Below are 25,552 nucleotides of genomic sequence, written 5' to 3' on the forward strand. Positions count from 1 at the left end.
CTATATTCTTCCTTTTCCGTAGTTCCAGCGGCTTTGATTATTTTGATTATTCTGCTTTTTTTGAGGCTTTGTATATATAATCATTTTTGAGTATTCGTTTAAGCTCTCGCTATAATTTTTAGCTCCATTAAATTCGTTTTTCTCTACTCCAGTATTTTTTAAATAATCTGACTTTGGATTTTCTAGTTGTTGATATTGAAGTAGCCTTGATGCCTTATAGCTAGTGCTTGCCATTGATCTAAGCTCAGTTAGTTGTTTTGTATTAAGCCAATTTGGTACAAATTCATTCATTTGTTTTTCAAATTCTTTTAGATATTCGTCTTGGCTATATTTTAGGTCTTTTAATGTAAGTTTAATATCTATTTTACCATATCCATAGGGCTTTGCAAAGCCAATATTATGCATACATTTATCACTTCTACCATGAAAAGTTATAGCACTTATTAGTGCTCCTATTTCGACTTTTTTAAGGTTGTGAAATACGATTTTGCCTTTAAATACGCTATTTGCTGGAAGCGGCTTAAACTCAACCACCATATCTTTGTTGCCGTTTCCTATGTTTAGTTGCTCTACTCCATAGTGTAAAGGATATCGTTTATAGCCTCTTATCCTAGCAGTTGTGTCCATAAGTGTTATGTATTTACTACCATTTTGCTCTAAGTAGTTTGGATAATAGCTAGGATTTGGTGTGCCAAATATCCCTTGTTCGGTCTTTTGAGCTTCAAATCTCTCAATTGTTGATTTAAAATGTGAGAAATATACTCGTCCTTTTAGAGCCTTTTTGCCCCTAACTGTTCCAAAAATAGTCTCAGCAAGATCAAATTTTGTTTCGTCACCTGCCTGCTTAGCTGCTTCAAAAATGGTTTTTTTGTAAGCTAGTTTAAAAAGTTGCGTTAAGCCAATAGCAGTTTTGTCCTTGTTGTAAAAAATTGGTACTGGCATACCTTTATTAAACTGCTTTTTCCAAAATTGACCATCTATTGATTCTTCGTCATCAAAATATACACTTTTAAAATTTTCAAAAACCCTCTTATCTAACGCAAATTTGTTACCGCTTTTAGCAAAGATAAATTCGTGTGTTTTATTCCCTATTTGACCCGTAAAAACTAAAATGCCTATTATTCCTTGCCTATCAAATTTAGCTCGCTTAATGGTTATATTTTGCCCTGATCTATTTTGCGACTTCTCATTATAAGGAGTAAAATTTATCTCTTTTAATAAGCCAAATTTTGTGTATTTATCCTTAGCAGTTTCTAGTTTTTTTATGTCCTTATAATTTTCGTCATTGCGTAAATTTATTGTTCGAATATCTACACATTCTTCAATCATATAACTATTGCCATTTTTAACTAAAAAGCCACAACCATCAGCCTGTCCGACTAAATTTTTTCTATCCGTCATGTCCCTAACACTAAGATGTTTTTTATGCTTCCCTTCGTCTATACGAATTTTACTAAAGCTCATTATCTCAAGGACATTTCGTATCATTCCTTTTATGCTAGTTGCAGGTATGTAGTACTCTTTGCCACCATTTTCGTTTGTAAAGTGACAAAATTCGGTGCGATTTTTACTATCCTTTATAAAAATAGGACTTTTTGCTGTTGTCTCGACCTCTATTACGCCGCTTTCACCATCTTTAAATGGCACGTCGTGGATGTTTTTAAGTATGTCTTCACTAACCCAAGGCGGGTAAAATATTTTTTCATTTAGTGGTACAAAATTATAAGGAGCGGTTATCATTTTTCATCCTTTTTATCTCTTATAAAACCAGCAAAAGCAGACTTTTTAAATTTCAAAACAGGTAGTCCTTCGCAAAGCTCGTCATTCTCTTCTATCCAAATTTGAGCCATTTTTATCTTGATGTCGCTAGACTTTGTATAAAAGACTTTTACGTCATCCTCACTTAGTTTTACGCTGTCTAGGTCCGTTTCATCAACAAACCATCCATCATTTATCTGGCGTATAAATATACTTTTATTTTGACTTGAACTAAAAAAATGTGCCTCATAAATTAGCTCGCCTTCACTAAGGCTAGGGCTTCTCTCTCCAGCAAAAAAGATATGTTTTTCATCGATTTTTTCGCTCATTAGTTGGATGTAGCCTTCGTAACCAGCAAGACCATTAACATATTTTAAAATTTCATCTCTATTTTTTTTCATTTTTTAGCTCCAATTCTTCGCCATTTTTTGTGGCTTTGCCTTTAAAAAATCCATAGCCCTTAGTGGTCGCTCCGCCAAGTGATAAACGTCCTTTTACCACATCATCTAAGCTTTGTTCAAATGCACTTAGCGCGTCGTCACTCACACCATTTCTAAGTAAAATTTCTATCGTAAATTTATCTTTTTTAGCGACAGCTTTTTCTTGAAACAAGGCCGCATCTATAGCTCCGCCAGTGAAGCGGTCTATACTAACATGCTCAAAGACTTTTGTCTCATTGCTTGGTTTGTAGTTTAAAAAGCAGTCGCTTATTAAAATTTTACCTTTAGCGCCATTTTCGTTTTTATTTTTTTCGTAGCCAAAAATTTCTCTTACAGCTTCATTTTCGCTACCGACCTTGCCATCGTTTTCAAATTCTTTTTTTATTTTATTGTAGTGAAACGCTGTTCTATGCGATAAAGCACCTTTGATTGAGCTAGTAGGGATTAAAATCTTTTGCTTGCTAAGCTCTTTAGTTTCATAATCAACCACACTCTCAGTCACTGGCGTGTGGTCAGCATCTGCATCACCAAATCCGCTTCCAAACATAAAAAAATCATCCGCAGCTATCGAAAGCTCATATCTTAAAAAATTCTCATTTGGTTTGCTTTTTAGATCAAAATTTACAAAGCCTTCGGGACTATCATTTAAGCTACTTTTATAGTTACAAAGATCAAATTCACCCCATTTTATATCATTTATCGCCAAAGCACCAAAGCCTTTTGAGCTTCCTCCACCAAGCCTTAGAGCAGGATCTGAAAGCAAATTTAGTATCTTTTCAAACTCATCTTTTGTTCCTGCAAGTTCTAATGAAAATTTAAATCTACTTCCGCTAAAAACTACCTCTTCATCAAATTTTCCAGCGTCTTTTGCTGTGCCATTTGCATTTATAGCGACGTGATCTCTGATAGGCAAGCTATCAAAAAGCTGTAAAAATTTGCTCTTTTTTGAAAGCAACTCTTCACAAACCATATCATTTTCATCGACAAGTAGCGCATTTGATACCACGAGTCTTGAGCCAACTAAATTTTTACTATCTTTGCCTTTTGTTCCAAAAATTTCATTTGCCACCTCTTCGCCGATATACTCTTCAAACGCTCTTCTTAGTATCCCCGCGACCGAAGTGCCAAGTATCATTGGCAGGCCATTGAAGTCCCTTTGTATAGGCGCATCGTAAAAAAGATCATTCTTGCCACCTCCAACCTTTAGCGGAGTTTTGGCCTCTATAACAATGTGTGCTAAAAATCTTTTCATCTCTTTTCTCCTGTGGCTTTTGGCATTTGCATCGATAAGAGCAGTGTAAATTTAAGTGGATTTTTGCTCTCTTTTATGGCTTTTAAAAGCACATGTCCATTGCCAGTTTCTTTTTCACAATCCCAGTTCGCTTTTCTAACGCCATTACGTATAAATTTGGATATCTGACCAGCTATATTTTTGTCTTTTTCTTCGGCGGTTTGGTTGCTGATTTTAGCCTCTTTGTCGTCAAGCACACTATCGTTAGTAGCAACATCTCTACATATCGACCTTATCGCTCCCCACTGAGAGTTTGATATATCGCTAAATTTAGACTTATTAGCATCTATAAATTTAGCTACATCCTCAGCTATCGTAAGAGTTTGCGCTCTATCTTTTTCCTTTTTACTTAAGAAGTTAGCCAAATCGCTTTTTATCTCGACTTTCACGCTTGCTGGCTCATCTATTTCATCATTTTTAAAGCTTATCGCTCTATCTTTCTCATCTCCACCACTTAAAAATAGCGGATTTATCAAAACTTCGCCAAAGCCTTCACTCAAATACGCTCCAACGCCATTTTTTAGCCCAGCTATCTGCTCGCTACTTAGATCTTTTAGTGCGATGACGCTACCCTTATTTATACAAATTCTCTCATAGTCTTTTGTAGCTCTAGTGCCGTTATAAGGGGTAAATTGAGACACTCTGATCTGTGTTTTGCCATAGTCGATATTGTTTTGGCTCAAATTTGGCAATATATACTTTACATCGTAGCTTGGGTTGCCGTTTTCGTCGGTAAGTGCAAGTCTGGATTTAGCATATATAAAAGTATATTTTTCTGGTGGCGTAAAATTTTTATTTTCATCTTTTTGCTCGCCGATAAATTCTATCTTTACAGCTCCATATTCAGCACTCTTTGACTTGCCAAGTCTAGTTGAGCACTCAAGAGTTTCTTTTACTAGATCTATCTCATTTTGACTAACACTTTCATCAAATTTAACGCCAAATTTCCACTTTTGCCCAGCTCTAAACGCCTCATAGCCATACATTTGACTATCTTTAGATCGTCTTGCTTTTTTATCATAGGCACTTTTTTGAGAAAAGTCATAGACAAAGCTTAGCTGCTCGTTTTCGTCATTTATATAGCCACTTCTCATCTGTTTTAGCTGGATAAAATCCTCAAATTTATCCCTATCGTTAGCGTTATATTTACAAAGCAGATGATGGTTATAAATTTTGCTACTATCAAGCTTTTCGTGAAAATAAGAGAGCGGGATCTTAAAAAATTCCTTGCCATCTTTAATAGGCGACGCATCACAAAATTTCACCGCCCCACTATGAAAAATTTTAAATGGATCGCTAAATTCATTATATCTGCTAGCCACCATACCCAAAAATGCACTTCCAGGGATAAAGTCAAGCAGGCTCATCTTGCCCTGTGTATTTGAAGCTGCTTGCAGTATGATCGGACTTTTAAAAGTTATCTCAAATTTTAGCTCTCTCATCATAACCCCTTTACTACAAATTCACATCTGCCAAGGCCTCTGTTGCGATTTAGCCCCATCCTCTTTATCATCTTTAAAGATCGCTCCAGCTCTTTGGCAAATTTCTCATCTACGTTTTCTATCGTCCCTTTTAGGCTAATAGGTAAAACCACCTCGATATCTCTTAGCGACTTATCAACAGCTATGCCATTTTTATCAACCATAGTTGATGAGATGACGTCAAAGAGATTATGCGAAAGATTGTTTGCTACGATCTCATCAGCCGTTTTTTGATCCAACACCGCACTGCTAAAGTAGCATTGCGCCTGCGTTGTGTCATTATTGTCGTCTTGCTTATTTTCATTGCCTCTTGAGCCAAAGCATCTATCTATATCCTCTTTGCTCCAAAACAGCTCTGCCATCTCGCGCACCAAGCCTTTTATGGTCTTTCCAGGGACATAAGGAAGTCCAAAGCTATCTTTAACCACATAGCTATCTAAGGCAGCACCGCCACTAAGCCCACTACTAACGTGCCAGTAGTCGAAAAATTTAAGCTCATAACTTATTGTCATTTTTTGCCTCCCAGACTATAAGTAGCAGATAAAATTTGTAGCAGATCATAGATCGGAGTTTTTTGCGACTGATCTTTTTCTATTATCAAATTCTCACAAGATAGCCCTTTGTAAAACTCATCCAAAGCCTTATCAAATTTACCCCTATTTTCAAGCATATCGTTTATCCTATCTAGCATCATCTTGGCTAAATTCTCATTTACGCCAAGCTCTTTTATCCACTCTCTTAGCTTGCCTTTTGGACTTTTTTCGCCACTGTAAATTTTTGCTAAATTTACAAAAGCATCTATATTTGCTTCGCCATCTTTATTTAGATAGTATGGACCAAAGTCGCATCTGATGTTATTGCTTTTGTTTTTTATCGTAAGCTCATCTTTTATGAAATTATCCCAGCTTTGGAAATTTGAGCTTTGGACATTATGAAACATCACGCAGCTTGGAGCAGCGCTCTCTTTTGGGTATTTATTTTTAGAGTGTTTTTTGGCCATCCCACAAAGCTCCTCAGCTAGGCTAACAGCGTAGTGAAATGGAAATTTCTCATTGCAGTATGCTATGCCAGCACACATTGTTAGTTTTCGCCCGATATAAGACTTTTCTCTTTCGGTTGCATTTTCAAATTCCTCTATGAAATTTTTAGTAAATTCCAGTGCAATATCTGCGTCACAAACTGCCGTCATATCATCGCCACTTAGTATCAGCGCCTTTATCTTTAAACTATCACCAAATGTCTCTTTTGTCCTTTTTTTGGCATTAGCAAATGTAGACTTTGTAGATCTATCTAGTGCCTCTGAAAAATTAACTATAGCTTCTGTTTTACCAATGCTATCCACGATCTGCGCTAGGTTTTTTACTAGCACCCCAAGGCCGTTGCCATCAGCGTGGATAACTGCTAGTTTATGTTTCTTATTTGAGATATCGCTAAACTCTTTTAGCTCAGCAAATTTAATGTCATCTTCTTCGTTGTGCTCTGTTCGGCGTTTGTTAAACCATCTATCATGCGACTTTCTCTTTTGCACGCACGAGATGTCTAGCCTATCATCACTAAATTTTACAACACCCCTAGCAGTTTTTGGCGCTAGAAGCATAAAATTTATACTCATATCAAGTGGCAGAGTTGGGCGGTTACGTTGGATTTTGAGATTTTCCTCGAGCTTTTTAGAAGACTCTTTATATCCATCGTACTTAACAGCAGCTTGAGAGACCGTGATACCATAAGCATTTTGCATTATTTTTTTAGGTAGCTCAAGGACTATCTTGCTTAAATTTTCTTTGCCATTTACTATAGCTCTGAAATTTCCAGCAGCATTTAGTAAAATTTCCTTAATCAAGCCACTCTCTTTTAGCTCGTCAAATATAGCAAACAATGGCCCATCGTCTTTTTTCTTATCTTTATTTTTTTGCCCTAAAGAGTCGATTATTTCACTTGCGCCAACTATCTCTTGTAGTTTGTTTGTAGAGTAGATGTATTCTTGTATCCCTTGAATGCTCATACCATATAGGTACTCCATATAGTCTCCTTTTTTGCATCATATTTGACATTTTATTTAAATTCATATTTCATTTACTTAAAAAGAGTTAAGGCTTGCAAATTTAGTTAAAAATATTTCTAAAAAGAAATATTTAGCCAAAGCATACGCCTTGGCTACTATGAACTAAAATTTCGCTGTGATGCCCAAAGTCACTATAGGTTGTCCCTTTTTTAGGTCGCTACCATCTAGCCTTTGGCTTTGATAGCCGCCATATATATTAAGGTTTGCTCCCTTCGAGATACTTATAGATATAGGCACGCCAAAGCCGTATGTAGAGCCTTTGATATTTTTGATGGCATATAGATCATATTGAGTTTTATCGTAAGACCCACTCACGCCGACACTTAGCCACTCAGCCACTCTATAGCCGTATGTTGCTTGCACGCCGTATTCTCGCCAGTTTTTAAGATCACTGCCAATGTCGCCAGTAACAAGACCATATTTGTAGTTTGTCTCAAGTGCTACAAACTGATTTTCAGATAGCTTTTGAGACCAGCCAAGTCCGCCACCTATCTCAAGAAATCTATGCACATCCTTGCTTCTAACGCCAGCATGACCTGCTAAGCGGAAGTATAGCTCGCCATTAGCAGCTTGCACTAAGCCATATTTACCATCAAAGCCAAGAGCAAAAGAGGAAGCGCCCCATATGTCAGTACCTTTGTAGTAAGTATCTAGCGCGATGGCAACTTTGTCGTGATTAGTAGGTGCTATATTAGCTAGATTAGCAGCCTCACTAGCAAAAGCAGAGCTTACAACTCCTGCAACCATTAAAGATAATGCGATCTTTTTCATAAAAACTCCTTAATTTTTTTATTGACGCTTTAGCATCAACTTCGGAGGCAATTATAAAAAGTTTCGTTGTCATATATAGTCAATATGATGATTATTTTTTTATATATCAACTAAAAAATAACTAAAATGAAATATATCTATGAACTAATACTTGAGAACTATGCTAGATACACCTGCTTGCTTCAATCCCCTAGATTGGGGAAATTTGTATCTAATACGAACCAATAGCTATGTTTGAAGATAAAAATCAAACATGGTTTCAATCCCCTAGATCGGGGGAATTGGTATCAGATAAATCCATTAGTTGAGCAATACCTTCACTTTTTTAATCAAGGGTTTCAATCCCCTAGATCGGGGAAATTTGTATCTAATAAAATTATGGAACTAGGCATTGATATTGGATTCTCATAGTTTCAATCCCCTAGATCGGGGAAATTTGTATCAGATACTTCAAGGAACTGCACGAAATGTGCAAAGAGGTGTGTTTCAATCCCCTAGATCGGGGAAATTTGTATCAGATTTCGTTATAAACACTTATGACGAAAATGGCAACCTCCTCAATGTTTCAATCCCCTAGATCGGGGAAATTTGTATCAGATAAATATAGTTCATTTTTTTTTTACAAAGGAGATAAAAATGAAAACGTTTCAATCCCCTAGATCGGGGAAATTTGTATCAGATTTATGGCTAACACAACAGATATCGATTGTGAAGATTTTCGTTTCAATCCCCTAGATCGGGGAAATTTGTATCTAATTAGAATTATTAGGTAAAAGATATACTTCAAACGAAATATAGTTTCAATCCCCTAGATCGGGGAAATTTGTATCTAATGCGGTTATCAACAACAAAATTATGGACAGCAACAAGGCGGTTGTTTCAATCCCCTAGATCGGGGAAATTTGTATCTAATGATACAAATACTTAGGCGCTGGCTTAATAGCTACGTTGTTTCAATCCCCTAGATCGGGGAAATTTGTATCTAATTTATTGCCTGACAGAAAAAGTCTGGTAAAAAAATTCTGGGGACATGTTTCAATCCCCTAGATCGGGGAAATTTGTATCTAATAGCCCAAAAAACGATTGTAAATTAACAATGAGTTTTAAAAGAACTACTCTTTGCCGGCATTATATCACAAATGGCAAAATGTTCGAAAATGTGGCTAAAAAAATTTTTAAAATTCGCACTCTTTTGCTTATAGATAGCTTAAGATAGCGAATTTAAGGGTATTTATGAAAGCTAAAAAGTTCGAAAATCTAAAATGAAAAGTGAAAATTTGTGTGATTTTCGAATTTTGGCAAATTTGGGCTCTATGCTAAGTGCCTAAAAAAGGCAACTTTAAAAAGTGCAAAAATGCAAAAGTTCGAGAAAGTCTTTTTTGGGATAGGGAAATTTGAGATTTTCGAAGTTTTTGAAACTTAATAAAACATAAAAATGCGGTAAAAAGGGTGTTTTGAAATTTTCAAAAGTTCGAAAATCAAATCCCTAAAAAAGGCGCTTAGACATAGGTGTCGCTTGGGCAAAATATCTTGCCCTCGCCTAAGGTCTCACTTTTAGCCATACAGCTCTTGCAGATGCGGTAAAATAGCACTTTGTCAGTTTTAGGGTCGATGATCTTTGCTATGCGCTCTTTTATAGATAAAAAGTCACGCTCAGAGATATCTAGCTCAAAGACAGAGTAGTTTGCTCTTAGGCCGTAGCTCTCAAGTAGCGTGGCTAGTTTGTTTCGGCGCTTGGTTAGGCGGACGTCGTAGCAGATGATGATGTTCATTGAAATCTCCCTATAAAAGGCTTGTATTTTTCATTTTGTGTGACGGCTCGTTTTAGGGCGTATGCTTGTTTGTCGATGATATCTTGCGCTTTTAGCTGCTCGCCTCTATACTGCGTGTAGGCAAAGAGCTTTTCGTTGACGTTTTTAGCGATATTTTGCCTAGTTTTGGCAGATAAAAGGCCGTCTTTTATCTCGAAAGGCTCGTTTTTATTTACCATGGAGATGATAGCGCGATCAACTATGAAGGCTCTAAATTCCTCGATGAGATCAAAGGCTAGAGTGGGCTTTTGCTCGTCAAGTGCGTGCAGATATGAGACGTGAGGCGAAAGACCAACAGCAGCGATGGACTTTAGTATCTTTGAGTAAAGGATGGCGTAGCCGTAGTTTAGGGCTGAATTTACAATGTCGGTTGCGCCTTGCGTGACGCGTGCGGTGAAGCTAAATTTATAGTCTATCGCCTTTGCTATGGCCTGCCAGTATGCGTTTGCGCTGCTACCTTCAAAGCCCAAAAGCTCGCTTACGCTTTGGGCGTTTGGGACGTGGGAGGTTAGTATCTCTTGCATGGAGCTGATGTGGGAGCTTAGGCTTTTGTGGTATTTGTCTAGGTATTTTAGGTAGTTGATCTGATTTTTGAGCTTGCCGATGATGAACTGCTGGGCGATACGCATAGACTTTTTGGTTTTTAGCAGTGTGATCTGCGAGGCGGCGGTTTTTGAGATGGCTGAGTTTGCTGTAAAGAGCGTGGCGTAGCTTAAATTTGTCTTTTCGTCGATGAAATTTATAGAAATTTTGCGTTTAGCGCACTCTTTTATGACGGCAGAGCTTAGGGAAATTTGAGCGTTTATGATGATCTGGGTTATTTGAGCGATCGGAAATTTGTGCTTGATAGTGCCTTTATCTTTTAGGACAAATTTACCCTGTGAGAGCGCTAGAAAATAAAATGGCGTCGTGATGTGGATGACGGAGCTTTGCGAGAAGGACTTTGTGTACTCGCGCTTTTTGGCTTCCAGGGCGTTTTGGACGGACTTTACGGCTGGACGTTTAGCGTTTTTGTAGTAGGAGAGAATTTTTGCTTTTTTGAGAGAGTGACTTAGCTCAAATGGGAAATTTAAATTTGATAGAGCGTCTGCTAGAGTGTGCTTGTCTATGGTTTTTAAAAATTTGCGAGTTAAATTTGTCAAAACTTCATCAAAATGCAGGCAAAAGCTATCTTTTTGCGCTGGCGAAAAGAGCTTAAGCGAAATGGTCTTTAGGTGTGAGATATAGGCATTTATGTTCTCTACGCTTTGGGTGATGTCTGGCTTTTTAGACGAGGCTGTGAGTTTGGATAGGATGCGTGCAAATTTATCCTCGCCTATGCTTAGCTCGTGAGCTTTGAAATTTACGCCAAGAAAGGTGAATTCGCTATCTTTGTCGTGCAAGGATGTTTTGGCTTCGTTTAGGGATAAATTTATGGTTACTAAAAAGTCCTTTAGTCCGGCAAGCGCTTGCTCGCAGGCTTCACGTGAGCCAAAAAAGAGCACAAAATCATCTGCGTATCTTACAAACTCTATACTGCTATGCTCGAGAAATTTATCCATTTGATCAAGGTAGATGTTTGAAAGAAGTGGGCTTAAAACGTCGCCTTGATGGACGCCTTTTGTGTGAGAAGTATAGTCAAAATGCTCGAAGATGCCATTTTTTATCCAAAGCTCGATGAGCCTAATGATGCGTGTGTCTTTGATATTTGAGCGTAAAATTTCAAGTAGTTTTTCGTGGTTTATGTTTTCAAAAAAGTCTTTTATGTCGGTTTTTAAGACAAAGTCGTGCGTCAAGCAAAAATCTCTGGCTCGAAAGATGGCGTTTGAGTATGATTTGCCACTTCGGTAGGCGTAGGAGCGGTTTGAAAAGCCTTTGTCAAAATAGCTTGAAAGCTCGCCAATGAGGATGTTTTGTGTAAATTTATCTTTTAAAGATGGGATGGCTAGTTTGCGAAACTCGTCCTTGTTCTCTTTGGGGATGAAGGCTCGTTTTAAGGGCTGGGGCGAATAAGAGAGGTTTAAAATTTCATCCTTTAGCTCGGCAAAAAATGCCTCCGTGCAGAGCTCATCCATGCTAAGCTCGTCAAGCCCTAAGGCTGTGTGCTTGAGCCTTTTTAGCGCATAGTCAAATGTATCTTTTGTAAAAATATCCTCTAAATTTAGATCAAACATAGGCTATCCTTTTTAGCTTTTTAGTGCTTGACGCAAAAGCCAGCCAGAAGCACAAAGGCTAGATCTGCGTCACAGCTATCTTGCCCAGTCCAAAAACGGTGCTTTTGCCAACACCTGTGATAGTGGCTAGCTGCAAAAGCCCTGCTGAGCGCTCATCAAGGCCATAAACTCGCATCTTGCCAGTGACGCCGCCAAAGTGCATCTTGGTGCGCTGGCGGTTTGAGTAACGCTCAAGGTCGTAAAAGCTAAGCTCTTGCTCGAAATGGTCAAATTTAACTTCAAATTTATCCATCTGCGTGCCTGAAATGCCCTCATATCGCATGGCGATCTGGCGGATAAATGACCTAAAGTCGATCTCGCTTTTAACAAGGGCATTTTTTTGTTTTATGCGAAGTGGGGTTTGAAGGTAGATCTCGTAGTCGCCTGCGGTGAAATTTGGTGTGAAATTTAGAGTTTCTGGCTCGGAGTTTAGTAAAAATTTGATTTCAACCATTTTGCCATTTAGCGCAAAGTGGCTGAGCTTAAATTTATCTCTACTTGCGCCAAGGCCGATCTCTTGCATATTTTTAACAGCGATAGCTACATATGGCAGGTAGCTAACGGCATGCTCGAAAAGCAAAATTTTAAAGTCAAAGCTCGTTTGGCCAAGCTCGATATCTAGCCTAAAATTTGGCGTATCAGAGATGTTTTCAAAAAATTCATCATAAATACAGCTACCAGAAATGTCGCATGTGCCGCACTCTTGGCTGACGAAAGGGCAGCTTGCATATCTTAGCGCGTGTCCGAAGGTGCCTCTGATGGTAGAGCCTATAAATGGGTAGGTGAGCTTTAAATTTGTGCCGCAAACGGCTAACTCTAAATACTTTAGCATGGTTGCCTTTGAGAGATTTTTAAAATTATACTCTAAAAGAAGTTTTGGCTAGCTGGTGCATGCAAAATGGGCACTTAAGTGTCAGCATTTGACACTGCTAATTTGTAAGATTTTGCCTATTTGTAAAAATAAATTTAAAGGATAAGAAATGCAAAAGCGAGATCAAAATATATTGTCTCACATTAGGCGAGAAATTTCTCTCTCGACAAGGGTCAAAAAAGATAAAAGTAAGTATAGCAGGAAGCTAAAGCATAAGTGCGCGGTGGGTTTTTAGTAAATTTATCATCTGCGACACAACCTGTCACACCACTAGGTTAAATTTTCACCATAAATCAAATCAAAAACAAAAGCAAGTGTTTTAATAAATGCTTAATTATTTTTTGGATTAGCAAAAAAGACATGTAATGTCCTAAAAGTTAGCATATAGTTAGCAATAAAACAATATTTTTTAAATAAAATATATTTTTTATTTAAATAGTTGTAAAATATTAAATTATTTTAACATGTAAAGGAGTTGTTATGACAAAATTTGAAGAGGCGTTCCAAAAAGAGTTTGAAGAGCAAAAAGCGGCGATAAAAAAGCCAAATTTGGCTGTTGTAGGTGGAACAGGAGTTGGTAAAAGCTCTCTTATAAATCGTATATTTGGCAAAAACGCAGCAAAGGCTGGTGTTGGAGCTCCTATTACTAAAGGTATGAACAGAATAGAAGATCCGAGCCAAAGTGTGCCGATAGTGTTTTATGACACTGAGGGGTACGAAACAACAAGTACAAATGAGCAAAACAATACAAATTTTGAACAAAGTATAATCCCTGAGCTTGAAAAACTTCAAAAAAAGAATCTAGACGAGCAGATACATATAGTTTGGTATTGTATATCTATAGCAAATCATAGAGTAACTCCTTATGACATAAAAAATATCAAATATTTTAAAGACAATGGGTATAAAATCGCAATAGTTTTTACAAAATGCGACACTGATGAAGAGCTAGAGGATGGTAGCGGTAAAGATGCAAACGCATTTAAAGGTATCATCAAAGAAAAAATCGGCCCAATGGATTTTTTTGAAACCACAAATGATGAAAGCATGAAACTTGATATAGATGCTTTGCTTGAGTGGTCTGTTGGTCAACTTGATGATGATATGCTAAGACAAGCCTTCATATCGGCGCAAATTTCTTCGATAGAGCTTAAAAAGCAAGAAGCTTATAGGATAGTAAAAATAGCCGCTACAACGACTGCTGCAACAGCAGGGCTAAATCCAGTACCAGTCTCAGACGCCCTTCTTATAGCACCACAGCAAATAACCATGTGTGTAGAGATAACAAATATCTTTTGGTTAAATACCGGTAGCGCTTTAAAGCTAGGAGAGCTTTTACGAACGCAGCTATTGCAAATAGTGGGCAAGGCAGCGGCAGCTAGCCTTACAAAATTTATACCTATTTTGGGACAGCTAATAAATGCAGCAGTTGCTGGAAGTCTTACTTATGGATTCGGCGTGGCGATTGTTGAGGCAAATGCTAAGGCGCTAGATGAGTTTTTAAAAACTGGTCAAATGCCTGTTTGGGCTGAAGTTTTTAACTCAAATTTTATATTTGGTATTATAAATAAAGCAAAAGATCAATTCAAAGGATAAGCTATGAGTATTGCTTGCAATATTTTAATCATAGGAAAAACGGGCACCGGCAAAAGCTCTTTTGCAAACTATCTTTTTAATGTGGATAAATTTACTACCGGTTCAGGAGAGCCGGTAACTAGCTGGGCTGAAAATTTTCAAGCATATCATTTTGAAAAAGAGGGCATAAAGATAAATGTATATGATTCTGTAGGATTGGAACCCGATAATCAATCAAAGTGGATGGGAGAGCTTGATAATTTTTTATCTCATAAGCAGAGCCAAAAAGATCCAAATAAGATCATACATGTTTTGTTTTACGTTATAAATACTTCAAGTTCCAGAATAGAGCCTGGCGAAATAACTAAAATAAAAGAGATAAAACAAAAATATGATATAGATGGAAACATTGTCTTTACTCACTGCGATGTCGCTGATAGTGACACGCTATGTCAACTTGAAAAAAATTGCGAACAAAATAATCTCAAAAGTATAAAAATTTGCTCCATATCAAGAAAAACAAGAGCTGGAACACAAAGTCAAAAGTATGGCAAAGATGAGGCTGTCAAAATTTTGTTAAACTCATCGTATGAAAAGATAGGCAGAGAGCTTAGCATAGCTACCTATGATAGCGTTATAGGGTATATGGAGCAGATAAGAAAGAGGCTGAGAGATAAGATTTCTCTGCTTGATTTTGATCTATTTAAAAGCAATAAAGATAAATTTAGACAAAAACTTCTAGCTGCCATTAAACCTATACTTGAGGATATACAAAATGAGAAAATCATTCCGCAAAATTACATTTCATATAAAAAATTTTTAGATGAGTTTGGCAATGAGTATAAAGGAGAGGATGTTTTTAGTGAAAATTTTAAAAAGCTAAAAACAAAGGTAGAGAGTTTTAGGAGTTACTTTTCAGCAAATAATGATCTTTCCATATCATTATTGTCTATAGTCTCAGACAGCAACTTATTTTCAAATGGATTTAATTTTTTTATTCCGTTTGGCATAAAAGCTATTTGTAATTTTATATTATTAGATTTAGTAGATTCAAAGATAGACGCTTTTATAGATGAGATACTTAAAGAAAAGTACGCGATTATACAAGAGGATAAAAAATTAAGTGCTGAGGATATTCGCAGACTTGAAGTGCTAAAGAGTTACGCCCAAATTTCACTGAAATTTGAAAGTATGCCATTTTTAAAACACAATAATATTTCTATGCCATTGATATTATGCGTAGGTCCGACATTATTTGAACAAAGCATAAAAAAGTTGATTGTCTTATTTTCATCACTAGGTGATACGCCTTTTGAAAAGCTATGTAAAAGTATAGATAATGCTATTGACAAAGATGATTTTGCAGAGATATTTAGAACTACCAGGGATGCTTGTGGATACATAAATTATAATAACTATCAAGAGCTTGAAAAACACAAAAAAGCAAAAGAAATTTTATTTAAGGGAGTTGAAGTTATACAAGAAAAATTTTATAAGGCAAAAATAATAGCCGACAAAGCAAAAAAAGGCAAAAAGATAAATATAGAGGAGTTAGAATACGTTAAAAATATGCTAAATAACATAAGCTAACTGACACAACCTGTTATTATTAGAATGGCACTTATATTTTAATAAAAAGGAGTTTTGAAAATGTTAGATAGAATAAAAGATAATGTATTAGCAGCGATTCTTGCTTTGGACTTTTTAACGACATCTAGTAAGGATTTTGGTCTTGCGCATGCTTGGGCAGAAAGAATATTAGGAACTCATCAGATCTCACCAGAATATCTAATGCATATGTATAATGCTCTCTCCAATAAAGAGGTCGAGATTGATTTAATCATAGAATATGTTACTAAAATAACAGGCGATAGCATGAAAACCGCTATAACTGATATACAAAAGTGCAAGAAGCCAGACTGGAAAGAGTTAAAAGAAGAAAAACTAATAAATGCGTATGATGCCATGCAAACTATATACAAAAAGCACTTCGAGCAAGCCAATCCATACGTTTATACACCAGAGCAAATAAGAGATGCCCTAAGCAAAGTAAATACACTGGTAAATCAAATAGAATTAAAAATTTTATTTGATGAAGAGGCAATGAAAAAAAACAATAAAGCTTTTAAAGATTAAAGATCAGAAGGGGCTGTTAACATATACGCATGATCAATCTACAGGAATTGAACACATGGTCCCAAAAAACGATATCAGAATAAACGAAAAATATATATTAGGCTTTGCACTTTTGCTAGTAGCGCAAAATAAGCTAAAAAATATAATTTCAAACAATCCTATTGCTGTTATAGCCTATTTAAACACTACTAATCATAAAGATTTTAAAAAAGCATATAGCAATATGATGGATAATTATAAAGCAGTAAGTGAATATAGGTCAAAATATTTATATTATTTTCTACGTTACGATATAAAAAATATAAGTCTAAAGAATTTTCCTACAACACCGCCAGAATACAATGCTGAATTGCATATAGTGATACTAAAAGACTATTATACTTTTACAATAAATACGAACAATAAGTATGATTAGGCTTTTTGATAGACAAATATTTAATTATTGTGTCTTTTTTTAGCCTCTTCACATGCTACGACACAACCTGTCACACCACTAGGTTAAATTTTCACCATAAATCAAATCAAAGGAGCATAAATGCTAAGATATATCATAGGTGGCGTGGCGCTTGGGGCTATAGGTTTTGGGTTGAAAAAGTATTTTGATAATTATAATACATGCACACCATATAACAACACGCAAAATGAGCATAGACCACACAAGCATGACGATATAGATATGAGTGATTTGGTCATTAGCGATGATGTTTTTTTAGAAGAGAATGAGCTAGACGGAAGTCGTAAATTTAATGAAACTATTAGTTGCCTTTTTCTTTCTTTGCAAAGTTTGCAAGAAAAACTCTCTGGCATAGAAAATTTACCAGAGTTAAAGTCCGCCTACACGTCCATTAGCAGTGAGAAAATTTTGAAATTTAACAGATCAGATAGCAAAAATTTTAATAAATTGTTTCATCTTTTTATAAATTCAAAAGAAGATTTGCAAATTTTATGCGATCTAAATTTGATGATAGACTTTACGGTGAGCTGGATGATAACAAATAACATTACTAGGCTTGATCTAGCGCAAAGTAAGAGCGATGACTACAACGAATTTAAAGAAGATGAACAAGTGCTTATCATTAAACTTCTTGAGCTAAACAATAGGCTAGTTAAAGCACTAAGAGAGCTAAGAGCCGCCACACATATGCAAGAAATTGCGACTATTTTTAAAGATGCTGCAGATGTATATAAAAGATACTATGATGAGAAATTTTTTAAGGAGAAAATTTATGAATAATAGTGTTTCATGTTGTAAAAAGTATTTAAAAAGATAAGGAGTAGAAATGTGGAGATTATTTTTAGATTTATTGTTTGGCTATGTCATGTATAAGATCATTAAATTTTTGGCACTAAATTTATATTTGCCAGCACTGCAGGAGCTTATAAAGCAAATTTATATGAAACTAAAGTTAATTATTTAATTTTAAGTTATATTTTGTTTAAAATAGACTAAAATAACGAAACTTAAAAGGAGTGAGTATGAAAAAACAAAAATGGGGGGGGTAGTAGCCCCGTTAAATAAATTTTTCGCATTAACTCCTCTTGTATCATTATTTTCTAAAAATATAACTTCTATTAATAACATTCAACATAATTTCAATTACAAAATTTTATTCAAAGGAGCTGAGTATGGAAACAACTCAAAATCAACAAGAGGTTCAGATAAACTTAAATGATCTGATAACTAAAGGCAGTGAAGTCTTTAAAGAGATTAAACAAGATTTAACTTCAAAGCTAAACGTTTTAATAGTTGGCAAGACAGGAGCAGGTAAAAGCACGCTCATAAACGCTGTTTTTGGCGACAAAGTTGCAGAAACTGGTTCTGGAAAGCCAGTCACACAAGAGATAAGAAAGATAGAAGTAAATAAAAATTTTAGTATCTACGATACAAAAGGTCTTGAGATGAGAGACTTTGAAAATACGTATGCTGATATTGAAAATTTTTTAGAAGAAGATAGCCATAAGAAAGCTGATGAGCAGATACATATAGTATGGTTTTGTATAGCAGAACCCAGCAGAAGGATAGAGGAAGGAGAGAAAAAGCTATTTGAATTACTTAAACAAAAAAATTATACCATAATAACTGTAATCACAAAAGCCAATCAAGACAAAGACGAAAATAATGAAAAATTTTCAGACAAGGTGAAAAGCGAGCTTTGCATCAATGACGACAGCTTGCAAAGAGTTATGGCACTAGAAATCGAAGACGACGATGGCAACATAAAGCCATTTAAAGGCGTAAAAGAACTTACCCAAAAAACATACGATGCTCTACCTACTGCATCAAAGCAAGCTTTTGCTAGAGAGCAAAAATATAATAAAGATATAAAATATCAAGCATCACTAGATATCATCAATAAATATAGTGCAACAGTAGGAGCTATAGCAGTTACACCTATACCATTTTCGGATATAGTTCTGCTTTTGCCTACTCAAATAGCCATGATATCACATATTACGTATAATTACGGCTTTAAAGCCAATGTAGAAAGCATTACAAAACTAGCAACATCTTTTGCTGCAGTAGCTGCTGGAGGTTTTGCAGTAAGATATGCAGCTGGCAATTTATTAAAATTTATACCGACTGTAGGATTTGTTGCAGGAGCATTTAATGCTACAGTTGCTGTCTCTACAACTAAGTTAATGGGCAACGCCTATCTAGCATATTTAAATGATAATTTTAGTTTAATATACGAAGGAGATTTTGATCTCTTTAAAAATTTAACTGACACTGTCATAAAAGCATACATAGAAAAAGTAAAATAACCATCAAAAGTAGCTCCGTTTGGTTTGTCGTATCCTTTGTGGTAAAATTGAGAATCACATAGGATGTGACAAACTTTATTTATTATATTGTTAAGGAGAAAACAATGCCAAGACGTCCAAATCCATTTAAAATGTGCTGTACAAACTGCGGTTATGAAAAGGTGGTTCATTTTAGCAGTGATTGCCTAGATGCTGATGATATGGCTCAGATACCAAAAGTGTGTCCAAAATGCGGTAATGATAAATTTGAGCGCAAACCATACACAGATACTGGTTACAGCATGTTTGATTTAATAAAGAGAATTTTTAAGTAAAACTATGTCAGATAAAATTCGCAACATCCTCATCCTCTACAACCCATACTACCAAAGCGATGTCATCGAGCAGCATCTTAAAATTTTAAATGACAAGGGCAAGGTTGCCTTTGGCAAGATAAAGAGCAAGCGCCGAGATATGATAAATCCTTTTGAGGAGTAAATAGAGCAGTTTGCTCAAGAGTTAAGCTCAAGCGGCGATGCCAAATTTTTACAACTCTTTTTAACTGACTATTCAAATTTATTTGTAGCAAAGGTCACCTCTATCACAAGCAATGATATGAGCGAGATCGCACCGAGTTACTACAAAGAAAAAGAGCTAGATGTAGAGAAGTGGTTTGTGATAAGCGACATAAGGGAGCTAGCTAGAAGCGACTTTGAGTGTGTTAGAGATAACTACCTAGCAAATTTCACGGTAAATGGCCACACATACGCAGTCTATGGCAACGCCTACGTCTATCCACTCATTATAGATACAAAACAAGGCATGAGCTATTTTGATGAAGAGAGCAAATTCTATCCTGATGTTTATAAGAGTGATGAGTTTTTAGAAATCAAGAAAAATTTGACTCACTACTGCTTTGGGCAAAATTTGATAAACCTCATGCACCCAGACAGCATAGAAAACATCATCTCAGCCGAGATAGAGTATCTTGACAACATCTCCAACCCACTCTATGACTTTAGCTCGGTCGTGGTCAAATACTCAAAGACTATGGAGCAAGAAATTTATGCCTTTGCTAAAGTGCTTTTTAAAAAGCTCACAGATAAAAATCCAGCCATCCTAAAGATAGACTATGAAGTTCAGGGTTCAAAATTTACGGTCGCTGATATGTTTAACAATAAACCAAATTTAGGAACCTATAAATTTCTTTTTAAAAACTATCTTGTACAAGACGCACTAGAAGGAAATGTGTTGCAAACTTATGTAGCTAAAACCCTGCCAAAAGTAATAACATCACTCCAAGACTTACGCAATGAAACAGTCCATGCCAAAGCCCCTAGCCATGCCGATGTAACAAAACTAAGAGCAAAGATAGTAGGAGTAGGAGAAGGCAGCGTGCTAGCTAAGCTCATAAAAGCTAGAGCTGAGGCAAATAAAATTTAGCCTATACCTCTTGAGGTCATAGCAAGTATGGTTATTTTGGCAGTGCCTGTGTTTTTAACATCACTTGTAGTCCCAAAGACTATGTCACTATCTGGCTCAAGATGCTGTTCTATGATATTTATAGCCTCTGTTAAATCTGAAAATTCCATACTTTCTTCTATCTCAAACCAAGCCGTCACAGACCTAACAGACACATCTGATGAGAGAAGTTTTTGCATGGCTTGCTTGGTAGCATTTTGGATAGCATCTTGCCCACTAGAAATACCCCTAACGATCACTGGCATGCCATTATGAGCCATAGTGCTTTTAATGTCGGATATGTCTAGCCCTATGCTTGCAGAGTGGCCACTAAACTCATTTATAAACATAGCGCTACTAGCCATATCAACTAGGTCTTTGTCTATATCTTTTAAATTTTGCTCATACGAAGCAAAACCTTGAAAATCTGAAAGCTTTAGCTCATTTATCTGATGATTTTCATCATTTATTATCTCTTCAAATGCACTAAATCTCTCTTTGTAGTAGTGCACTTTATTTTTATCTACCTCATCTATTTGTGCATTACTTGTTGCTTTATCTATGCTCTCGGCTAGGCTCATATCTTCTCCTTTTTTAAAAAAATTTAATGAAATTTACACCAGAGCATTGACAGGTTGTGTCGCGATCTGTTTTTAGGATAAAATAACGAAATTTTTAAAAGGATTTAAGATGCACTCTCACGACAAGATAGCCTTTAGGCTCGCTCAAATTTTAATAAAGCTAAATGACGGAGCAAGACTTAGCATAGATGAGCTCACGGAGGAATTTAGTGTCAATAAAAGAACCATCCTAAGGGACTTTGAGCGCCTAAATGTATTGCCTATAGAAAAAGCAAATGGCAAATACTTTTTGGCTGACTATGCACTTGGTAAGCTTAGCTATAAAGATATCCAGGCATTTGCCATACTTAGTGGAGTGAAGTCTTTGTTTCCGGACCTAGACGATAAATTTATTAGCGACATCTTAAACGAGAAGCTAAACAAAGCCTATCTCATCAAAAATCAAGGCTTTGAGGATCTGCAAATTTCAAGAGTCGAGTTTGAAGAGATAAGCGCTGCTATCATTAAAAATAAGATAGTTGAGTGCTCTTATAACGCTAAATTTAGATCACTAAAACCATATAAACTGATAAACAACAATGGCGTCTGGTACCTGCTGGCAGATAATAGTGGCAAGCTTAAAAATTTCACCATTTCAAAGCTTGAAAATATAAAGATAAAAGAGAGCACATTTAAGCCAAATGAAGAATTTATAAACCGCATTAAACAAAACGATACAAACTGGTTTTCAGACGTAAAATTTGAGGTTACACTAGAGATAAAAAGCGAGGCGATGAGCTACTTTAAAAGAAAGAAATTCTTGCCAAATTTTAAAATAATAAGCGAAGATGAATATAAGATCATCCTAAGCACTGAGGTAGCCTATGACGATGAGATCCTGCGCGTGGTCAAGTACTGGCTGCCATTTATCAAGATAAAAGAGCCTGAGTATCTAAGGGTGAAATTTGAGAATCTGCTTGGAGAATATTTGGGATAGCGCAATAAACTACTATGGCCATCTCTCGCCCCATAAAACCAAATGGCAAAGCAAACATATCATCGCCCACCCCTTCCAAAGTCCTCGTGGCAATAGTTGTTTCTTAGCATTTTCAAGTTGTCGCTATTTATTTTATTTCGCTTTGCTATCTCTTCAAATTTATCTCTTGCCATTAGCATATCTGTGATGATCTCTTTAAATTCGCCGTCATCTATATCAAATTTTGATTTTATCTCATAAAAAAGCTGGACCGATGGCAAGCTTTTAAAACCCACAAAATTTAAAGCATGGTTTTGTTTTGAGTAGATTATAGGTGTTGGTGTTATATCAAATGCAGGGGATAAATTCCAGCTTTTTGTTTTTTCATCATATAGCACGCCGTGATTTCTTAGGTGATCGTCCGTGTTGCCAAATAAGCCGTTAAAAACCATACGTCGAAAAAGCTCTTTTTTGTTTTTACTATCAAGCACGCTAGCTAGATCGCAGTAGCTCTTATCGTTGCTTTCATCGCCATCTCTAACCCCAAGCAAGGTCATAGCTGACTTATAGGGTATTCTCTTATCGCCGTTTCTGTCAAATCTTTTGACAAGCAAAGCCGTGCCTTTTGCTGTTTCAAAAAGCTCGCTTTGACATACGTTTATTTTTGCGATACTGGCAACATCTAACATAGTCTTTTCACTACGAGAAATTTGTCTATATTCATCTTTTATGGACGGAAATTTGACTATGTAAAGCTCATTGTCTTTTAATACGCTTGCCTTCGGTCTAGCCCCACCCAAGCTTCCGCTAGGTGCGAGCAAATTTTTAATATCACTTTCAAGGCTCTCACCACGCTCAATTCTTTGTGATGATATGCAAAGCTCGCTAATGTGAGTTAGCTTTGGAATATCGTTTGTAGCAGATACAAATTCGCACTCTTTTTCTATTCTGAGTGAGCCTATACGAAAATAGTCACTTACTCCTAGCATATATTCGCTTTCAGTAAGTTCGCTACCAGCTTTTCGCTTTTGGATTAGCTTGCCCCATCTATCTGGGCTTATATCACAAAACGCTCCCCATAGTTTTTTAGATACAAACTGGGAACTTTGCAGCGGTAAATTTGGATCTATTTCAAAGCCATTTTTTAACCACTCTTTATCGTATTCAAAATAATATGTTTCATTTCTGCCTACGGCATATACTTTAAGAAATCCTACAAGAACATCGTTGCTATATATTTTTAAAGCATCGCTCATAACTGCGTCCTGTAATTTTTATAAAAATTTGTAAGTATAATATATTTTTTAGATCATGTTTTAATTCTTCACATTTGAGAAAGAGTATGATCATAAAAAAATAAAAGCAAAACGCAATAAGTTTGCTTTTATTTTTAAATTATGCTTATCAAAAATAATCCAAAATTTGTGGGATAAAATCACTTTGATTTTTTTTAATCAACATTCCCCCTGCTACCGACCCTTAAAACAAGAATTATAAGCTCATTTTCTCTCTTTTCATAGATGACCCTATATGTTCTAAGCCGTAGCCAATAACAACCCTCTAAACTACCCTTAAGCCTTTTGATATTTCCGTTTTTTAACAAAATTCTTTCTTGATCGTCAGAAAAATTTTCTATAAAATCATTTAAAGATTTTATAATTTTAGCCGATTCGAAAAATCCAATATTATTAAAATCTTTTTTAACACTATTTTTAAATTTTAGCTCCCAACTCATTTATATATCTCTCCATATCAGCACTTGATATAATGGTGTCATTTTTATCATTTAACCTCCTTGTGGCAACGGTCATATCTAAAAAATCAAGATAATACTCAACCGCATCGGCGACTAGGCAACTCCTAGTTTTACCTAGCTCTTTTGCAATATTATCCACCTCCTTTTTTAAATAAGTATCAAGCGTGATGCTTATTTTTGTCGCTCTGATATCCTTAACTCCTTCAGTCATAAAAATACTCCTCCATTGTCCTTTTCGTTTCATAGATGTTATAGCATAAAGTAGGATAAAAATCAATATAAAATAGAATATTATTGTCTTATTTTAATAAGAACATATAGACATATCGGTGTATTTTTTTAAGATTTTTCTATTTAGCAACAAAATTATGCGACTTATAAAAATTACATAATTCCTTAAAAACATAAAGAGGACTCGGTGTCGTGAAAAAATGTTTAATGCCGAGTTTACAGACTCAAACAAGCCACTTTGTTTGATCGACTCCGTCTAAAATTTAGCTACTTATTTGGTTTGATTTACATCGTGTATAGTTTGTTTTGTATGTTCTATCCGCCTCATCTCTTTTTTTACCATATCCCCAGTAGCGTCTGCATAGATCATTGTTGTCTGTATCTTTTTGTGCCTAAGGGCTTTTTGTATAACTCCCAAGTTTGTATTTTTCTCGACCATATTCATGGCAAACGAGTGCCTTAATATATGGCAACCCCTTTTATTTACTATGCCACATTTTCTATATATACGCTCTAGTAAAGTATATACGCATTGCCTAGAAATAGGCTTGTCGCCGTTTTTATTTGTAAAGATATAGCTTTCAGGTGGGTATATGCCAGATAGCCTCTCAAAATCATCTTCTATATGGCTTTTTGGTATATATGCCGTTTGATACTCTCCACCCTTGGCTAGTATATTTATATCGTAAAATTCGCCGTCGTCACTCTCTTGAAAGTCACAAAATTTAAGATTTAGTGCTTCGCTTATTCTTAGCCCACTTTTTAGCATTAGTTTTATAAGCAACGAATTTCTGTAATTTTTAATGTATCTATATTCAGGTTTTTTAACCAGCTTATTTTCTATATAGTCTAAAATTTTATCCCTCTCGCCCTCTTTCATAAAATTTTCAAATTTATTTACTTTTTTCTTAGCGATCTTGTAACCATCTAATATTTTCTCTAAATCTATAAGCTTATCGTTATTATTAGTAATATACTTAAAGAAAATCTTTAAAATAGTTAAATAACTAATCTTTGTTGAGCTTGATACACTTTTAGCTCTATTAGCAATCTTTTTATGTTGTTTCTTTCTATATAAGTCATCTAACCATATAAAATAATCAGTTATATGCTTTTGATTTAGATTATTAAAGCTAATAACGTCATTATTCTCATAACAAAACTCTACAAAGCCGTCAAGACAATTTCTATATGTATTAATTGTGTTAATGCTCTTGTCTGCTATCTTATTATAAGAAATGAAACTATCTCTATAATTCGCCATCTCGTCTGCAAAGTCTAATTTCTCATTATTTTTCATAAAATTCTCCTTTTATTTTACATAATAGTCTGTTATGTAAAATATTTTTTACTATTTATCACAAGGGCTAATTTTTTAAACGCTCTTATTTTTTATAATTATTATGTAAATATATTTAGAGATTATATCATAATAGAT

At 35.5% G+C, this 25,552-nt stretch carries 27 protein-coding genes and 1 CRISPR repeat array; of the genes, 12 read left to right on the forward strand and 15 right to left on the reverse strand.

Going from position 1 to position 25,552, the window contains the following annotated elements; genetic code table 11:
* From UNSWCS_RS05810 to cas6, 10 genes are all read right to left on the reverse strand, one after another.
* Complete coding sequence (locus UNSWCS_RS05810; RefSeq protein WP_021087718.1) at nt 1–1,740, reverse strand: TIGR03986 family CRISPR-associated RAMP protein; 1,740 nt, start codon at nt 1,738–1,740, stop codon at nt 1–3.
* Nucleotides 1,737–2,159 carry a TIGR04423 family type III CRISPR-associated protein gene (locus tag UNSWCS_RS05815; RefSeq protein WP_021087727.1) on the reverse strand — a complete coding sequence of 141 codons (423 nt, stop codon included), beginning with the start codon at nt 2,157–2,159 and terminating at the stop codon, nt 1,737–1,739. Before UNSWCS_RS05815 ends, UNSWCS_RS05810 begins: the two co-directional genes overlap by 4 nt.
* The gene (locus UNSWCS_RS05820) at nt 2,146–3,450 is read right to left on the reverse strand and encodes an RAMP superfamily CRISPR-associated protein (RefSeq protein WP_021087722.1); all 1,305 of its coding nucleotides are present in this window, start codon (nt 3,448–3,450) and stop codon (nt 2,146–2,148) included. Before UNSWCS_RS05820 ends, UNSWCS_RS05815 begins: the two co-directional genes overlap by 14 nt.
* Entirely contained in the window at nt 3,447–4,931 is a 1,485-nt protein-coding gene (locus UNSWCS_RS05825) for a hypothetical protein (RefSeq protein WP_021087715.1), read from the reverse strand. The genes UNSWCS_RS05820 and UNSWCS_RS05825 overlap by 4 nt, the downstream gene beginning before the upstream one ends.
* Complete coding sequence (locus tag UNSWCS_RS05830; protein WP_021087725.1) at nt 4,931–5,482, reverse strand: RAMP superfamily CRISPR-associated protein; 552 nt, start codon at nt 5,480–5,482, stop codon at nt 4,931–4,933. Before UNSWCS_RS05830 ends, UNSWCS_RS05825 begins: the two co-directional genes overlap by 1 nt.
* Nucleotides 5,479–6,990, reverse strand: a complete 1,512-nt coding sequence (locus UNSWCS_RS05835; RefSeq protein WP_021087710.1) for a Cas10/Cmr2 second palm domain-containing protein — start codon at nt 6,988–6,990, stop codon at nt 5,479–5,481. Before UNSWCS_RS05835 ends, UNSWCS_RS05830 begins: the two co-directional genes overlap by 4 nt.
* A gap of 144 nt (nt 6,991–7,134) precedes the next feature.
* Nucleotides 7,135–7,803 (reverse strand): hypothetical protein, encoded by a 669-nt coding sequence (locus tag UNSWCS_RS05840; protein ID WP_021087712.1) that lies wholly within the window; start codon nt 7,801–7,803, stop codon nt 7,135–7,137.
* Between the two features lie 179 nt (nt 7,804–7,982).
* Nucleotides 7,983–8,872: a CRISPR direct-repeat array (repeat unit 37 nt; unit sequence GTTTCAATCCCCTAGATCGGGGAAATTTGTATCAGAT).
* A gap of 430 nt (nt 8,873–9,302) precedes the next feature.
* Nucleotides 9,303–9,575 (reverse strand): CRISPR-associated endonuclease Cas2, encoded by a 273-nt coding sequence (cas2, locus tag UNSWCS_RS05845; RefSeq protein ID WP_021087730.1) that lies wholly within the window; start codon nt 9,573–9,575, stop codon nt 9,303–9,305.
* Nucleotides 9,572–11,767 (reverse strand): CRISPR-associated endonuclease Cas1, encoded by a 2,196-nt coding sequence (gene cas1 / locus UNSWCS_RS05850; RefSeq protein ID WP_021087740.1) that lies wholly within the window; start codon nt 11,765–11,767, stop codon nt 9,572–9,574. The genes cas2 and cas1 overlap by 4 nt, the downstream gene beginning before the upstream one ends.
* Before the next feature lie 58 nt (nt 11,768–11,825).
* Entirely contained in the window at nt 11,826–12,638 is an 813-nt protein-coding gene (cas6, locus tag UNSWCS_RS05855; protein ID WP_021087741.1) for a CRISPR system precrRNA processing endoribonuclease RAMP protein Cas6, read from the reverse strand.
* Nucleotides 12,639–12,786: 148 nt separating this feature from the next.
* Between cas6 and UNSWCS_RS12650 the strand changes: the two genes are divergently transcribed.
* The 11 genes from UNSWCS_RS12650 (at nt 12,787) to UNSWCS_RS05895 (ending at nt 20,573) form a co-directional block, all read left to right on the forward strand.
* Nucleotides 12,787–12,912, forward strand: a complete 126-nt coding sequence (locus UNSWCS_RS12650) for a hypothetical protein (RefSeq protein WP_021087750.1) — start codon at nt 12,787–12,789, stop codon at nt 12,910–12,912.
* A 245-nt stretch (nt 12,913–13,157) separates the two neighbouring features.
* Nucleotides 13,158–14,273 (forward strand): GTPase, encoded by a 1,116-nt coding sequence (locus UNSWCS_RS05860; protein ID WP_021087732.1) that lies wholly within the window; start codon nt 13,158–13,160, stop codon nt 14,271–14,273.
* Nucleotides 14,274–14,276: 3 nt separating this feature from the next.
* A complete protein-coding gene (locus UNSWCS_RS11510) occupies nt 14,277–15,842 on the forward strand; it encodes a GTPase domain-containing protein (protein ID WP_021087724.1) in 1,566 nt (521 codons plus the stop codon).
* Between the two features lie 60 nt (nt 15,843–15,902).
* Nucleotides 15,903–16,388, forward strand: a complete 486-nt coding sequence (locus UNSWCS_RS05870; RefSeq protein WP_035143592.1) for a hypothetical protein — start codon at nt 15,903–15,905, stop codon at nt 16,386–16,388.
* A 55-nt stretch (nt 16,389–16,443) separates the two neighbouring features.
* On the forward strand, nt 16,444–16,803 hold the full coding sequence (locus UNSWCS_RS05875) for a hypothetical protein (protein ID WP_035143593.1): 360 nt from the start codon (nt 16,444–16,446) through the stop codon (nt 16,801–16,803).
* Between the two features lie 120 nt (nt 16,804–16,923).
* The gene (locus UNSWCS_RS05880) at nt 16,924–17,622 is read left to right on the forward strand and encodes a hypothetical protein (RefSeq protein ID WP_021087737.1); all 699 of its coding nucleotides are present in this window, start codon (nt 16,924–16,926) and stop codon (nt 17,620–17,622) included.
* Between the two features lie 46 nt (nt 17,623–17,668).
* Nucleotides 17,669–17,806, forward strand: coding sequence for a hypothetical protein (locus tag UNSWCS_RS11830; RefSeq protein ID WP_021087744.1), 138 nt, complete (start codon nt 17,669–17,671; stop codon nt 17,804–17,806).
* A gap of 208 nt (nt 17,807–18,014) precedes the next feature.
* The gene (locus UNSWCS_RS05885) at nt 18,015–19,151 is read left to right on the forward strand and encodes a YcjF family protein (protein ID WP_021087717.1); all 1,137 of its coding nucleotides are present in this window, start codon (nt 18,015–18,017) and stop codon (nt 19,149–19,151) included.
* A 104-nt stretch (nt 19,152–19,255) separates the two neighbouring features.
* Nucleotides 19,256–19,465, forward strand: coding sequence for a hypothetical protein (locus UNSWCS_RS05890; protein ID WP_021087751.1), 210 nt, complete (start codon nt 19,256–19,258; stop codon nt 19,463–19,465).
* A gap of 4 nt (nt 19,466–19,469) precedes the next feature.
* A complete protein-coding gene (locus UNSWCS_RS12515; RefSeq protein WP_235044393.1) occupies nt 19,470–19,628 on the forward strand; it encodes a hypothetical protein in 159 nt (52 codons plus the stop codon).
* Nucleotides 19,629–20,573 (forward strand): HP0729 family protein, encoded by a 945-nt coding sequence (locus tag UNSWCS_RS05895; RefSeq protein ID WP_320973605.1) that lies wholly within the window; start codon nt 19,629–19,631, stop codon nt 20,571–20,573.
* On the opposite strand, the gene UNSWCS_RS05900 is transcribed toward UNSWCS_RS05895, so the two are convergent.
* A complete protein-coding gene (locus UNSWCS_RS05900) occupies nt 20,570–21,172 on the reverse strand; it encodes a cell division protein FtsZ (protein ID WP_021087720.1) in 603 nt (200 codons plus the stop codon). The two genes, UNSWCS_RS05895 and UNSWCS_RS05900, sit on opposite strands and share 4 nt — an antisense overlap.
* A 109-nt stretch (nt 21,173–21,281) precedes the next feature.
* Between UNSWCS_RS05900 and UNSWCS_RS05905 the strand changes: the two genes are divergently transcribed.
* The gene (locus tag UNSWCS_RS05905; protein WP_021087729.1) at nt 21,282–22,148 is read left to right on the forward strand and encodes a helix-turn-helix transcriptional regulator; all 867 of its coding nucleotides are present in this window, start codon (nt 21,282–21,284) and stop codon (nt 22,146–22,148) included.
* 59 nt (nt 22,149–22,207) lie between these two features.
* On the opposite strand, the gene UNSWCS_RS05910 is transcribed toward UNSWCS_RS05905, so the two are convergent.
* From UNSWCS_RS05910 to UNSWCS_RS05925, 4 genes are all read right to left on the reverse strand, one after another.
* Nucleotides 22,208–23,383, reverse strand: a complete 1,176-nt coding sequence (locus UNSWCS_RS05910) for a type II toxin-antitoxin system HipA family toxin (RefSeq protein ID WP_021087713.1) — start codon at nt 23,381–23,383, stop codon at nt 22,208–22,210.
* A 194-nt stretch (nt 23,384–23,577) separates the two neighbouring features.
* Nucleotides 23,578–23,862 (reverse strand): type II toxin-antitoxin system RelE family toxin, encoded by a 285-nt coding sequence (locus UNSWCS_RS05915; protein ID WP_021087728.1) that lies wholly within the window; start codon nt 23,860–23,862, stop codon nt 23,578–23,580.
* Entirely contained in the window at nt 23,840–24,094 is a 255-nt protein-coding gene (locus tag UNSWCS_RS05920) for a ribbon-helix-helix domain-containing protein (RefSeq protein ID WP_021087749.1), read from the reverse strand. The genes UNSWCS_RS05915 and UNSWCS_RS05920 overlap by 23 nt, the downstream gene beginning before the upstream one ends.
* 291 nt (nt 24,095–24,385) lie before the next feature.
* Entirely contained in the window at nt 24,386–25,414 is a 1,029-nt protein-coding gene (locus UNSWCS_RS05925) for a tyrosine-type recombinase/integrase (protein ID WP_021087731.1), read from the reverse strand.
* Nucleotides 25,415–25,552 lie beyond the last annotated feature (138 nt).

The organism is Campylobacter concisus UNSWCS (assembly GCF_000466685.1).
GTDB classification, from domain to species: Bacteria; Campylobacterota; Campylobacteria; order Campylobacterales; family Campylobacteraceae; genus Campylobacter_A; species Campylobacter_A concisus_A.